The organism is Cupriavidus sp. 10L45 (genome assembly GCF_056395225.1).
This window is the reverse complement of the sequence record NZ_JBFTJC010000001.1, coordinates 293,059-306,868: the sequence shown is the minus strand read 5'-3', so window position 1 is coordinate 306,868 and position 13,810 is coordinate 293,059. Positions and strand designations below refer to the sequence as shown.

12 protein-coding genes are annotated in these 13,810 nt (G+C 62.6%); 4 read left to right on the top strand and 8 right to left on the bottom strand.

The genetic code is table 11. From position 1 onward, the window contains the following. Nucleotides 1-19: 19 nt before the first annotated feature. Nucleotides 20-397, top strand: coding sequence for a hypothetical protein (locus AC1DFU_RS01485; RefSeq protein WP_441592403.1), 378 nt, complete (start codon nucleotides 20-22; stop codon nucleotides 395-397). A 365-nt stretch (nucleotides 398-762) separates the two neighbouring features. Here AC1DFU_RS01485 and AC1DFU_RS01480 read toward each other — a convergent pair whose 3' ends face one another. From AC1DFU_RS01480 to AC1DFU_RS01445, 8 genes are all read right to left on the bottom strand, one after another. Next, nucleotides 763-1,110, bottom strand: a complete 348-nt coding sequence (locus AC1DFU_RS01480; RefSeq protein ID WP_441592401.1) for a copper-binding protein — start codon at nucleotides 1,108-1,110, stop codon at nucleotides 763-765. Next, nucleotides 1,107-4,280, bottom strand: a complete 3,174-nt coding sequence (locus AC1DFU_RS01475; protein ID WP_441592400.1) for an efflux RND transporter permease subunit — start codon at nucleotides 4,278-4,280, stop codon at nucleotides 1,107-1,109. The genes AC1DFU_RS01480 and AC1DFU_RS01475 overlap by 4 nt, the downstream gene beginning before the upstream one ends. After that, nucleotides 4,277-5,806: an efflux RND transporter periplasmic adaptor subunit gene (locus AC1DFU_RS01470; RefSeq protein WP_441592398.1), complete on the bottom strand. Its 1,530-nt coding sequence runs from the start codon at nucleotides 5,804-5,806 to the stop codon at nucleotides 4,277-4,279. Before AC1DFU_RS01470 ends, AC1DFU_RS01475 begins: the two co-directional genes overlap by 4 nt. Then, on the bottom strand, nucleotides 5,803-7,104 hold the full coding sequence (locus AC1DFU_RS01465) for a TolC family protein (RefSeq protein WP_441592568.1): 1,302 nt from the start codon (nucleotides 7,102-7,104) through the stop codon (nucleotides 5,803-5,805). The genes AC1DFU_RS01470 and AC1DFU_RS01465 overlap by 4 nt, the downstream gene beginning before the upstream one ends. Before the next feature lie 72 nt (nucleotides 7,105-7,176). After that, on the bottom strand, nucleotides 7,177-7,587 hold the full coding sequence (locus tag AC1DFU_RS01460) for a copper resistance protein (RefSeq protein ID WP_441592396.1): 411 nt from the start codon (nucleotides 7,585-7,587) through the stop codon (nucleotides 7,177-7,179). Between the two features lie 618 nt (nucleotides 7,588-8,205). Further along, entirely contained in the window at nucleotides 8,206-9,183 is a 978-nt protein-coding gene (locus AC1DFU_RS01455) for a Bug family tripartite tricarboxylate transporter substrate binding protein (RefSeq protein WP_092295377.1), read from the bottom strand. 42 nt (nucleotides 9,184-9,225) lie between these two features. Then, nucleotides 9,226-10,086, bottom strand: a complete 861-nt coding sequence (locus AC1DFU_RS01450) for a DUF1932 domain-containing protein (RefSeq protein ID WP_092295380.1) — start codon at nucleotides 10,084-10,086, stop codon at nucleotides 9,226-9,228. Between the two features lie 138 nt (nucleotides 10,087-10,224). Next, nucleotides 10,225-10,908, bottom strand: coding sequence for a GntR family transcriptional regulator (locus tag AC1DFU_RS01445; RefSeq protein ID WP_092295383.1), 684 nt, complete (start codon nucleotides 10,906-10,908; stop codon nucleotides 10,225-10,227). A gap of 298 nt (nucleotides 10,909-11,206) precedes the next feature. Between AC1DFU_RS01445 and AC1DFU_RS01440 the strand changes: the two genes are divergently transcribed. The 3 genes from AC1DFU_RS01440 to AC1DFU_RS01430 all read left to right on the top strand — a co-directional run bounded on the left by AC1DFU_RS01440 (nucleotide 11,207) and on the right by AC1DFU_RS01430 (nucleotide 13,772). Beyond that, nucleotides 11,207-11,848, top strand: coding sequence for a 4-carboxy-4-hydroxy-2-oxoadipate aldolase/oxaloacetate decarboxylase (locus AC1DFU_RS01440; protein WP_092295386.1), 642 nt, complete (start codon nucleotides 11,207-11,209; stop codon nucleotides 11,846-11,848). Between the two features lie 87 nt (nucleotides 11,849-11,935). Next, a complete protein-coding gene (locus AC1DFU_RS01435) occupies nucleotides 11,936-12,895 on the top strand; it encodes a Bug family tripartite tricarboxylate transporter substrate binding protein (protein ID WP_255370844.1) in 960 nt (319 codons plus the stop codon). A 22-nt stretch (nucleotides 12,896-12,917) separates the two neighbouring features. Beyond that, nucleotides 12,918-13,772, top strand: a complete 855-nt coding sequence (locus tag AC1DFU_RS01430; RefSeq protein WP_092295389.1) for an amidohydrolase family protein — start codon at nucleotides 12,918-12,920, stop codon at nucleotides 13,770-13,772. Nucleotides 13,773-13,810: the final 38 nt, after the last annotated feature.

Genomic DNA, 13,810 nt, shown 5'->3' with positions numbered 1-13,810 from the left:
CATCTCCATGGAGAAACACATGAAAAAACTCGTAGCGATTGGCTTGGCCGCCTTCACCCTTGGCGCCACCGGACTCGTTCATGCACATGGCGCCAAGCCGGCGCAGTATGGTGGTGTGGTCCAGACGGCCAGCGACCTGCAATTCGAGCTGGTCAACAAGGATGGCAAACCGAATCTTTACGTGGACGATCATGACGCCAGGAAATCCGTCAGCGGCGCGAAGGGCAAGCTGACGGTGCTGTCAGGCAAGGAGAAGAACGAAACCGTACTGACGCCGGGATCTGACAACGTCCTGGTCGCGAGCGAACCCGTCCCGCTTCCCCGGGGTGCCAAGGCCGTAGCGACCGTGACATTCGCCGACGGAAAGACCATCACGGTGAGGTTTGCCATCAAATAGATGGACACCTGACGATGTGACACGGCTACAACAGGCCCTCCCGTTGCGGAGAGGGCTGTCAGCCGAACTGATGCTAAGTTGGGGACGCGGCGAATAGAGTTACGAAGAGGATGTCAGATCGTCGGTCTCAGTTCGGCCAGTCGGCCCTCGAGCCAGCTATGGGCGAAAAACTGGGTGTAAAGCGGACGTCTGGCGTTGACAAGTTGGCAACACCCTACTCCCATGCTTCGTATCAATTGCGCCGCCCCGTACGTCCGGAGCGGCATCCTGGCTGGCAGGTCCGACACATATTGAAATCCTCTTTCGGACGGATACGAATACTGATGGCTCGCGCCATGAACCATCAGCACCTGCAAGAAGGTGCTTCACTTCCGCAAATCGATCACCGTTGCCTTACCGTCCACGGTGTCAAACGTTGCCGACACCTTGTCGCCCTCCTTCAACGTCTTCAGCATCGTGGGATCCTTGACCGGGAATGCCATCGTCATGCCGGACATGCCCAAGTTGGCGATGGGCCCATGCTTGAGCGTGATCTTGCCTGTTGTGACGTCGATCTTACGGACCTCCGCCGGCACCGGTTGAGGTGTCTTGGTGGCGTCGGCGGCTGGCTTCATGTCCATGCCTTCCATATTCGCAGCGAATACCGGCGGGACAATGCCGATGGTTAGCGCAAGCGCGATGGTGCCAAGGGTTGCGTTAATGGACGTCTTCATGCTTCTTCCTCCTTGAGGGTTGTTGGGTGAGTTACAGCAGGGAAGGTTGTCGTCTGCCGACGGCGGATCAGCAGGTACACGGCGGGGACCACGAACAGCGACAGCAGCGGCGCCGTGACCATGCCGCCCACCATTGGCGCCGCAATGCGTTGCATGACTTCGGAGCCCGTGCCATGGGACCACATGATTGGGATCAACCCGGCCAGGATAACGGCCACCGTCATCGCCTTGGGACGCACCCGCTGTACGGCGCCTTCCTGGATCGCAGCGAGCAAGGCGCTGGCATCCGCTTCGCCACGGGCCTGATGGTCCTCCCAGGCGTGCTTGAGATAGAGCAGCATGATCACGCCGAATTCTGCGGCGACGCCTGCCAGCGCGATGAAGCCGACAACGCCCGCTACAGACAGGTTGTAGCCAAGCAGGTACAACAGCCAGAAACCACCGATCAAGGCCAGTGGCAGCGTCCCCATGATCAGCAGCGCTTCGTCCAGACGACCGAACACCAGGAAAAGCAGCACGAAAATGATCGCCAAGGTGAATGGCACCACCATCTTCAGCTTTGCGCTCGCACGTTCCAGATATTCGAACTGTCCAGACCAACTCAGCGAATAGCCGGCCGGCATCGGCACTGTCTTGGCAACGGCGGCCTGCATATCACGAACAGCAGATTGCAAGTCGCGTCCTCGGATGTCGACGTAGATCCATCCTGACAGCCGCGCGTTTTCGCTACGCAGCATAGGCGGGCCTTGCACCACCTGGATGCGCGCTACATCGGTGAGGACGATCTGTTGTCCGCGATCAGTGACGATGGGCAGCCTGCGCAATTGCTCGACTGAATCGCGGTAGTCGCGCGGGTAACGCAGATTGATCGGAAAGCGCGCCAGTCCATCGACCACTTCGCCTATGTTGTCGCCACCTATGGCCGAGGACACGATGCCCTGTACATCGGCGATATTGAGTCCGTAGCGGCCAGCCGCCGAGCGATCGATATCGATATCAATGTAGCGTCCACCGGTCAGGCGCTCCGCCAGCGCCGATGTGACGCCGGGCACGGTCTTCACGGTTTCTTCAATGCGAGTGGCGATTCGGTCGATCTCCTTCAGGTCCGTGCCCGCCACCTTGATGCCCACCGGGCTCTTGATGCCGGTGGCCAGCATGTCGATGCGGTTGCGGATCGGCGGCACCCAGATATTGGACAGCCCCGGCACTTTCACCACGCGATCGAGTTCTTCCACCAGTTTGTCCGGCGTCATGCCCGCGCGCCACTGATCGCGCGGCTTGAACTGGATCGTGGTCTCGAACATTTCGAGCGGCGCCGGATCGGTTGCGGAATCCGCGCGGCCGGCCTTGCCATGGACGGTGGCGACTTCCGGCACGGATTTGATCAACCGGTCGGTCTGCTGCAGCAGTTGCGCCGCCTTTCCAGCGGAAAGGCCGGGCAGCGCCGATGGCATGTAGAGCACGTCGCCCTCATCAAGCGGCGGCATAAATTCGCCGCCGATTCGCATGATTGGCCATGCCGTCGCCGCCAGCACGATGGCAGCCACCACGAGCGTTGTCCTCGGATACTCAAGAACCTTCGTGAGGATGGGTTGGTAGATGCGGATCAGCCAGCGGTTAAGCGGGTTGGCCTGTTCAGCCGGAATGCGCCCACGAATCAGGTATCCCATCAGCACAGGCACCAGCGTAATCGACAGCCCCGCCGCCGCCGCCATGGAGTACGTCTTGGTGAAGGCCAATGGCGAGAACAGGCGGCCCTCCTGCGCTTCGAGCGTGAACACAGGCACGAAGGACAGCGTGATGATCAGCAGCGAGAAGAACAGCGCCGGCCCCACCTCAGCCGCTGAATCGCTGATCACGCGCCAGCGATCGGCCCCTTCCAATGGCTTGCCGGGATGCTCCGCGTGCCAGCGCTCCAGGTGCTTGTGCGCATTCTCGATCATCACGACGGCAGCATCCACCATCGCCCCAATGGCAATGGCGATGCCACCCAATGACATGATGTTGGCATTCACGCCCTGATAGCGCATGACGAGAAACGCGGCCAGCACGCCAAGCGGCAGCGACACAATGGCTACCAAGGCCGAACGCAGGTGAAACAGAAAGAGCAGGCAGACCAGCGCGACGACAATGAACTCTTCCACGAGCTTGTGACTGAGGTTGTCCACCGCTCGGTGGATCAGCGCGGAGCGATCATAGGTCGTGACAATCTCGACGCCTGCCGGCAAGCTCTTTCTGAGGACTTCCAGCTTGGCCTTGACCGCGTCGATCGTCTCCAGCGCATTCTTGCCCGAGCGCATGACGATGACGCCGCCCGCCACTTCGCCCTCGCCGTTGAGTTCGGAGATGCCGCGCCGCGTTTCGGGGCCGAGCTGGATCGTGGCGATATCGCCCAGACGCACGGGTACGCCGGCACTGCTCGTCTCGATCGGAATCTGCCTGAAGTCATCGAGTGTCTTCAGATAGCCCGATGCCCTGACCATGTACTCCGCTTCCCCGAGCTCCAGCACGGAGCCCCCTGCTTCCTGGTTGGCGCCGCGAATCGCGGCCAGTACCTTGGCTTGCGACAGATTGTAGGCACGCAGTCGGTCCGGCATCAGTACTACCTGGTACTGCCTGACCATGCCGCCCAGCGACGCCACCTCGGCGACGTTCGGCAAGGATTTCAACTCGAAGCGCAGGAACCAGTCCTGCAGCGCACGCAACTGGCTCAGGTCGTGCCGGCCGGTGCGGTCGACCAGCGCGTACTCATAGATCCAGCCCACCCCGGTGGCGTCGGGTCCCAGCGCGGGCCGGGCCGCGGGCGGCAGGCGGGATTGCACCTGATTCAGATACTCCAGCACGCGAGAGCGCGCCCAGTAGGGATCCGTTCCATCCTCGAACAGCACGTAGACGAAGGAATCCCCGAAGAACGAATAGCCGCGTACCGTCTTGGCGCCAGGCACCGACAGCATGGTGGTGGTCAGCGGATAGGTGACCTGGTTCTCGACGAGTTGCGGGGCCTGGCCCGGGAACGTGGTGCGGATGATGACCTGCGTGTCCGACAGATCTGGCAAGGCGTCGAGCGGTGTGCTGCGAATGGCCCAGAGTCCCCATGCCATCAGCATGACTGTGGCCAGCAGCACGAGGAAGCGATTACGTATCGACGCGAGGATGACATGCGCAATCATGGCTTGCCTCCCCCAGCGCCGGTCGGTTGTACCGACGATAGCGTGGCCGCGCCATCCTGATCGAGACGGAATTGAAACCGGATGCGATCGCCCGGCTTCAGACCCTTCAGCAACGCCGCATCGTGCGTCGCGAAATCCATGGTCATTCGTCCCCATTGCGCCGAGGGAATCGGGCCATGGGAAATGGTCAGTCCGCCCGCATTGACAGACTCGATGCGGCCTGTACCTTCGTGCGCCTGCGCAGCCGCGGCAGGCGCCGACGCAGCGGCGGGCGACGCCAGCCGCTGCGACGTCCCGCGCAGGCTGGCTTCGGAGTCGATCAGGAACTGGCCGGAGACAACGATCTTTTGGCCGGCGCGCAGTCCGGAAAGGACTTCGGTCATGCCTTCGGCTTCGTGCCCCGTGCGGATTTCCGTGGAGACGTAGCCCTGCGGGCCCGCATCGACAATGACGATGTTGCGCTGACCCGTGCGAATCACAGCTTCGGATGGAACCTGCAACACGTCCTGGCGTTCGCCGCTATCGAACCGCACGTTGGCGAACATGCCCGGCACCAACCGGCGCTGCTTGTTCGGCAACACGATACGGACCTTGATGGTACGCGTGGCCGGATTGACGTCGGGCAGGATCGCATCGACCTTGCCGGTCACGAGTTCCGGCGCAGCGGTGGCCGACACCGTGGCGGCCTGTCCGGGCGCAATGGCACGCGCCTGGGCCTCGGGCACCTCGGCAATCACCCACACCTGGCCAAGATCCGCCAATCGGAACAGCGTCATACCGGGGGTGACCGTCATACCCTCGCGTACGGCGATTTCGGTGACCACGCCATCCAGCGGGCTGGCAATGCCCTGGCCCGTCTGCAGCTTGCCCGAACGGGCGACCGCATCGGCCTGGCCCGGCGTCATGCCGGCTTGCAGCATGCGCGCTTTTGCAGCACCGACCAGGTCGCCTTGGATCGTTGACGGCAATCGTGCCACGGCCAGGTATTCCTCCTGTGCCGCCACCCAATCCGGCGAGTAGAGGCTGACCAGCGTCTGCCCCTGCCGTACCGGATCGAGCGTAGCGCGCACGCCCACATGCTGGACGAAGGCAGTGGTCCGCGCCTGGATGACGTGGATGCTGCGCTCGTCGATCGCCACATTGCCGGGCGCCTCGAGTACGGAAGCGATGTGCGCGGACCTCACCTCTGCCGTGCGGATGCCCAGGTTCTGGCTAACGCGGCTGTCGATGGTGACACCGCCACTGCCGGCATCGTCGGCCTCGGCATAAACCGGAACAAGCTGCATGTCCATGAAAGGCGACTTGCCAGGCTTGTCGAAGCGCTGCCCGGGCACCATCGGGTCATGCCAGTAGAGAATCTTCTTTCCGGTTTGCGGATCGATGTCACCACCCTTAGCCATCGCGCTCGTGTCCGGCTTGCCAGGCATGGCAGGTATTCCCTGCGAGACGCCGAAGCGATAGCCGGCGTACCCGGCCGCTCCGATCATGACGAGACACGCTGCGGCGATCTTCAGTCGTGGGCTCATTTGAAATCCTTGATGGCAGAAGCGGTTTGCGCAGTCGGCAGCGGAGTCAGGAACGTGAGCTCGGCCCAGAGCTTTGTCGTGCGTTGTTCCAGGGCCAGCCGTTCCAGCGCGGTATCGATGGCGCGGTGATTGGCTTCAGCCACTGCCAGCAGCGAACCGGCATTGGCGCGATAGGCCGTCAGTGCGGCTTCCGCCTGCGCATTGGCCAGCGGCAGCGTCGCGTCGTCATAGCGCTTGAGGCGCTCCAGATTGCGGCGCATTTCCGCGAGTCGCGCACCAACTACCGCGTCGGTATTGCGCTGGGCGATCTCCGCCTTGGCACGCGCCTGCTCGGCCTGTGCAAGCTTCGCGGAGACTTCCCGGTCCTGGCGATTGGCGCGATCCCACGGCAACGGGAAGCTCACATTGACCGATGCCATGTTCGAGTAAGCCGAGCCGCGCTGGCTGTACATCAACTCGACGGTGACGTCGGGCTTGCGCACTTCATCCGCCACGCGCACTTCCGTCTCCGCAAGGGTGACGTCGCGCTGGGCGGCGGCAACTTCCGGAACGCTGTCATAGCGCGTGCGGACGAGCTGCTCCACGCGGTCCGGTATCACCAGCGTCGGACGGTTACCGAGGGGGCGCGTGGCGTCTGCACCTACCCAGCGCGAGAGATTGACTGTGGCGATATCGAGGGCTGTCTGATTCTCGCTTTCACGGTCGCGTAGTTTCTGTACTTCCAGTTGCGCGGATAGCACATCGGCACGCGTGCCGCGGCCGCTGCGATAGGCCGCATTGGCAGCTTCCAGCGCCAGGCTCAACGGATGCGAGTGGTGGCCTAGCAGCGACGCTGCCTGCTCGGCGTACCAGCGGTCGATCCATGCCACTACGGCGCCGCGCTGGACATTGGTCACGCCAACGAGGCGCTGTGCATCGGCGGAAGCGGCCTCGGCCTCGAAGCGCGCGGTGCGCGCCCGACGTTTGTCCGCACGCGTAAATTCCTGCATCACGCTAATCGAACGCATGGTCATGAAGTCACGACTCAACGAGAACTTGTCCGGGCCATCGGTGGGGACGTTGTTCAGTCCAACCTTGAGCACGGGATCAGGCAACTGGCCGGCCGCCACGGCCATCTGCACGGCTGATTCGACAGCGCCGTGCGTGTTTTCGGCATCGTGCGCACGCGCCGTGGCCAGCGCAGCGGCTTCTTCAATGGATAGGGACGGGACGGCATGTGGTGCCGCGGCAAGCGACACCGACATGCCGAAGGCGGACGTGCAGAGCAGCGCCAGCCTCAGGCAACGCGGGAATGACATAAAGCCTCCGAATACAACGACCACCGCCCCCAGGGATTTGGGAGCGACAACGATATGGCGTGGTATTGGAGGCTAGGTGCGGAAACAGCAGTGAAGAATGGCGTGCGGCGGCGGTGGCGCACGCGGCTGCGCCTGTGCGCGCTCGGCAAATAGCGGCGCGGCGTCCAGCATTGGGGGCTCGACGACAGTGCTGACTAGAATCGGGATGAACGCTGGAACCTGCGGCGCCGGATGATCGGCGTGCTTGGTATCGGCCTGGCAGTGCGCCATGCAGAGCGCCTTCTGGCCGTCGTGCTGCGCGGCGTCCTGTTCGACCATGTCGGCGCAGGACGGCATCGCCTCCATCGTCTCCATCGACGGCTGTCCATCCAGTTCGCCCTGGCCTGCGGTGCAGGCATAGGCGGCCGTTGCCAGTTGGACTGACAGGAACACAACTAGAAGGATGCCGGCAAACCATGAATGCCGGCGGACGATGTGTCGCACGATGGACTAGAGTGTCGGAGCAGCGCCTAGGATAGCCGCTTTTTGGTGATTTTCAATAGCCGGTCTGCTGAAATACCCCGCCAGCCGCTTGGCTGCCGGAGCCATTGCAAAAGCCGCTCGGGCGTGCGAAGCGTAACCGGTGGCGACGCTGTCGGCGGGTATTGATTGAAGAACACGGTGAGCGTGGACATTCCCACTATGGGAAGGTCAAGCACTTTCTTTGATGGCCCTCGTGATGTCACCCGAAGGAATTACAGTCATGGGGAGATCCCCATGCCTAACGTCCGATATGAGGTAGGCAACAGCCGTTACCGAGGGGTTGATTGAGCGGCCCAAATGGGTCGGCTACGAAGTCCGGCCCGGCGGTGACGCCTGGTGGCCAGCGGACTTCCGGATTCGGCCATTAGCGGACGGAGGCAGCGTGAATGTGGATGGCTGCTATTGAATGCCTCTCGGACCCGCGTCAGCCAGGGTCGCGCACATGGGACGATTCGCCTTGATCGGACATCTACCGCATGTGCGCGAGGGCGCGGAAGCAAAGCGTCACTATTCCTGCCAAAAAAATGCCACGTACGCAAGTACGTGGCAATGGCGAAGCCCCTTCGCTTACTTGTGCGCTTATTCGATCTTCGCGCCGGATTCTTTGATCACGCGGGCCCAGCGGACAGATTCGCTCTTCATGTAGTCCGTGTATTGCTGCGGCGTTCCCCCCAGGATCTCAGAGCCCTGGTCCTGCAGCTTGGCACGCACCGACTTGTCTTGCAACGCGTGCGCCGTCGCATCGCGCAGTTGCGCGACGATGGCACCGGGCGTGCCCTTGGGTACCAGAATGCCCTGCCAAGCGCCCATCACCAGCGAATCCAGGCCCGTCGCTTCCTTGATGGTGGGCACGTCGGGAAGGATCGGCGTGCGCTTGTTGCTGGTGAGCGCAAGCGCCTTAAGCTTACCCGCCTTGATATGCGGCGTGGCCTCGTTGAGCGGCAGGAACATGAACTGCGTTGCACCGGCGATCAGGTCCGTGATGGCGGGCGCGCTGCCCTTGTACGCCACATGCGTGGCCTGGATGCCCATCTCCTTGGCAAACAGGGCACCGCCCAGGTGCAGCAGTGCGCCCGAACCTGACGACGCGTAGTTCAGCTTGCCGGGATTGGCCTTCGCATGCGCAACGAGTTCCTTGACGTTGTTCACGGGCAGGTTTGGCGTCGTGACGAGGACCAGCGGGATGTTGGCGGTCAGGCTGATCGGGACGAAATCATTGAAAGCATCGAATTGAACGTTCTGGTACAGGGACGGCGCGAGCACGATGGCCGAGGTGCTGTAGAAGATCGTATAGCCATCCGGCGCCGCACGCTTGGCCTCGGTCGCCGCGATATTGCCACCGGCGCCGGGCTTGTTGTCAGGGACAATCGAGGCGGAAAACTGAGATGCCAATCCCTGCGCCATGATCCGCGCATTGATGTCCGCCGAGCCGCCCGGCGGGAAGCCCACCAGCATGCGCACGGGCTTGTTGGGGTATTTGTCCTCAGCGGACACTGCCGGCGCCGCAAACGTCGTGGCAAGGATCGCTGCAGTTGCTGCGAGATAGAGGGTACGCATGTCCTGTCTCCGAAATTCTTTATCGTGGTGATACTTGTGTCGTTATGCGGCTTGGCTAAGCAGCCACTGCAGTGCGTCCTCGAGCGACGGGTTCTCTCCCACCGGGCTGGTTTCGATGGCTGCGGCGGTATTGGCGAAGCGGGCCTCCACACCGGGCAGCACGAGCGACGTCAGCCCCGCCCCGCGCAGTTCTTTCTGGGCTTCCGCCACTTCGTGGGTGCGGCGACGCGCATGAATCGTGTGCGTGCGCACCAGCATGTTGATGAAGTCTTCGAGCGGACTGTCGTCGATGTCCTTCAGCACGCCATACAGCTTCGCGCGCACGCCCTGTTTTTCCGCCGCCATGAGCAGTTCCACCGCCAGCGCTTCCATCCCCTTGGTGAACACGCTGCGCAGAACCTTCAACGAGATGGCATCGCCCGCAGCACCGCCATCGACGACCCGCGCATTGCCGCCCGCGCGCTGGATAAGTCCTGCAAAGTCGTCGGCGGCATCGCCCGCGCACAGTAGCGGCGTCTTCGACAAGGCGAGCGAGATCGCCCCCATAACCGCCACGTCCGCGTAGCCGATGCCCTTGGTTTTCGCACGCACGGCCGCCACGCGCTTGTCCCCCGGGCTTGCCGTCGTCAGGTCGGCATAGCGCGCACCTAGCTTCATGTGGTCGAAGCACTGCCCTGCCACGTCGAGCGCCACCGCGCCGAACACACAGGACAGCACCCAGTCGGCATCGGCGAGCCAAGGCCCGATCTGATCGTGAACACTGAGGTCGAAGCTTGTGGCGAGCTCCTGGCCGGTCTGCGACAGGTGGGTGTCGCAAAACTGGAAAGTGGTGCCCGGAATCGTGGCGAGTGTGCTGACGTAGCACCGGCCGACTTCGCCTAGGCCAATAATTGCGATGTTCAAGACCGCCTCCTTGCTGATGAAGCCAAAGAGTACAAAAAAAATACAGCCAGGACAACGGGTATCGACAGAGTGCAGGGTAAACGTGGAAAATGCTCGCGGTCACCTCTCCGCAATGTGCGCCGCAGTCGCTACATTGTTCTATTTTTGTACGTCGATCGGTCGTGGCTCGAAGCTGTCCAAGCGCCGGCTCATGAACCGCTGATTCGACACCAGTAGGTGCACGGACATGAGTTGCTCGGCCAAGTCGCCATCGTGCAACTCGACGGCCATGGCGATATCACGGTGGTGTTGCAGGCTTCGCAACAGGTCTTCGTACTCGTAGAGGAAGAACGAGCGCGTGATGATCGGCATGTCGATCATGGTCTCCAGGATCGTCTTCAGCCGCTGGGAGCCTGCTGCATCGAGCATCAGGCGATGGAAGCGACTGTTCGCGGCCTGCACCGCCTCAATGCCACTTTCCGAATCGCGAGCCCCTTCGATAGCGCCGGCCATTTCTTGGTTGCATTGCTTCAGGCGCGCGATGACGGACGCATCGGCCCGCTCGGCCGCCAGGCGCGCGGCAAAGGGCTCGAGGCGGATGCGCAGCCGGAACATGTCTTCGATATCCCACCGTGTAAAGCCTGTGACGAATACGCCACGCCCGCTTTCCTGCACGGCCAGGCCATCGTCGATCAGTCGCTTGAGGGCGGCACGCACCGGCGTGCGGCTCACGCCGATGTCCTCGGCGATGTGCTCCTCCTTGAGCTGAGTGCCCGCCGTGTAGTGTCCCGCCACGATCCGCTTCTTCAGCACTTCGTAGGTCTGTTCGCTGCCCTTTTTCATCGCTTTTCTGATTTTCCTGACGCGCGTCTCGGGGTCACTCCCCACCGGACCGCATGAGGCGGCCAGCGTCGCAATGCTACCAAATGCGCCGGCGCCCGCTGAGCGACGCGCGGGCGCGTGGGCATCGTTGTACTTTTAATGTACACATACCACCGAGATACCGCGGTTACCCACCAAGATGTTCGCGTTTTTTCCACGTTTACCCGCACCACATTAAGTTGTCCTTGAACTGTATTGTTTTTATTTTGTACTATGCGCTCACCAACGACACACCGCATTCACTCTAAACGGAGACGACATGTCCGCCAACGCACAGCACATCGATCGCCTGAAAGCATTGGGCACCGCCACCATCCATGAAGCCCAGGGCCAGAAAGGCGCGCTCGATTCGGGACTCAAGCCCCTGGACCCGACCCTGCGCATGGCCGGCCCGGCCGTCACCGTCGAGATCCGGCCGAGCGACAACCTGATGATCCACTACGCCCTGACCAAGACGAAGCCCGGCGACGTGCTCGTCGTGGACGCCAAGGGTTTTCTCGAAGCAGGACCGTGGGGCGACATCCTGACGCTGGCCGCGCTTGAACTTGGACTCGCAGGCCTCGTCGTAAACGGTTCGGTTCGCGATGGCAACGCCATCATTGAGATGGGCTTCCCCGTGTTCTGCCGCGGTCTGTCCATCAAGGGTACCGGCAAGAACCAGCCTGGCAAGGTCAACGTGCCGGTGCACTTCGGCGGCGTCCAGATTAATGCGGGCGACATCATCGTCGGCGACCGTGACGGGTTGGTGGTGGTCTCGCCCGATGAGGTCGAGAGCGTCATCAACAAGAGCATCGAGCGCGAGGAGAAGGAAGAAGCCATGCGCGTGGCGCTGAAGGAAGGCAAGACGATGGTGGAACTGCTCAAGCTGGGCGAGACCCTGGAGCGCTTCGGCCTCCGTTGATCTCAGCGCGCCCATCAGCGGGCGCGTTCTTCCGCATCCCAGGAGCGCTCGAAGAAGCGCCTTTCCCAAAAGATTCTGGAGACACTCATGCACATCCTCATGCGCATGCTGGCGGCGCTCGCCCTGAGCACTACCGTATCTACTGCCGCGTACGCCGCGGAATACGCCGGCCCCATCCGCATCGTCGTACCGTTCGCCGCGGGCGGCGCCACCGATGCGCTCGCTCGCCTGCTTGCACCAGGACTCGCCAGGGAACTCGGCCACACCGTGGTGGTGGAGAACCGCCCCGGCGCCAGCGGCCAGATCGGCACCGCCTACGTCAAGAACGCACCCGCCGACGGCGCCGTGTATCTGCTCGCGCTGGACCACTCCGTCGTGATCGTGCCGTTGATTACCCCGACGGCCGGGTATGACGCCTTGCGCGACTTCACGGCTGTTGGCACCGTCGCCCGCTTCCAGTGGGTGCTCTCTGTCCCGACCACCAGCCCCGCAACGACCCTCCAGCAGTTCATGGAGCTGGCGAAGAACGACCCTGGCAAACGCAATTACGGTGTGCCGCTGATGGGCGGGATGCCGGATCTCATCGGCAGGAGCGTCGGCAAGAAGTCGGGCGTCGCAATCGAAGCCATTCCCTTCAACGGATCTGCGCTGATGATGCCGCAACTCATCGGCGGCCAGCTCGCGTCCGGTGTAACCGGTTCTCCCGAAGCCGTGACCATGGCGCGCGCGAAGAAGGTTCGCCTGCTCGCGGTCACGGGCGACAAGCGCTCGCCCGTACTGCCCGACGTGCCGACCTTTACCGAAGGCGGCGTGCCGGGCCTGAACCTGAACAGCTTCAATGCGTTCTTCGCGCCGAAGAACCTGCCACCGGCGATCGCGGACAAGTTCAACGCGGCCCTGCGCAAGACGCTCGCCGACCCGGACGTACGGAAGCAAGTGAGCGATATGTCGCTGGATCTGGTGGAGTCATCCTCAATTCCGGAGGCCAAATCCGAACTCGAACGCACCTATCGGTTCTGGAACACCTCCGCGGCGGCCAAACGCTGATACGACTCAGGAGCGTCACGCAATGACGGACAACGTTCCTCACTCGACAGGCACCGACGCGCCGTCGTTCGCCATGCCTGAGAACGCATGTGATTGCCACATGCACATCTTCGATCCGGCGCTACCGTTCTTGGACAACGCAGTGCTGACGCATGATGCCGCGACGCCCGCTCAATACGAGCGTCTTCGCGAGCGCCTTGGCATCAGGCGCAATGTCATCGTCCAGCCGTCATCGTATGGCACCGACCATCGGGCCACGCTCGCGGCATTGCAATATTTCGGTCCGTTCGCGCGAGGCGTGGCCGTCGTCACTCCGGACACCTCCGATGGGGAACTGGAACGGTTGGCAGCTGCAGGCGTCGTTGGCGCGCGCTTCAATCTTGTCCAAAGAGGCGCGACCGACATTTCGATGGCCAAGCCGCTGGCCGCGCGGCTTCGTCACCTTGGCTGGCATCTGCAAGTCCACATGGTGCCGGACGATTTCGTGCAGGAAGTGGACCATCTGCTGGGTCTCGGCATCGATATCGTGGTCGATCACTTCGCACGGGCCTGCACCGAACCATCGCTCGCCCCCCTGATGACACGCGCGGTCAACAAGCTGCTCGGAAGCGGCCGCGGATGGCTGAAGCTATCGGGCGCCTACATCGCGGTGCCGCACGGCAGCCCCGACCTCCATCCGCTCGATGACTTCGTCGCTGGCATCGCCGACCGGTTCTCATCGCGCCTCGTGTGGGGAACCGATTGGCCTCACGCAACGGAGTCGGTCAAGCCCGACGACACCACGCTCGCCAACCTGCTCGCGCGCTGGTTCCCGCAGCCCGTGCGGGACAGCATCCTCGCGACCAATCCTGCCCTGCTTTACCGCTTCAACGATTAGTACCCATTCCGGACGAGGTCCGGACAAGCAGCATCTGT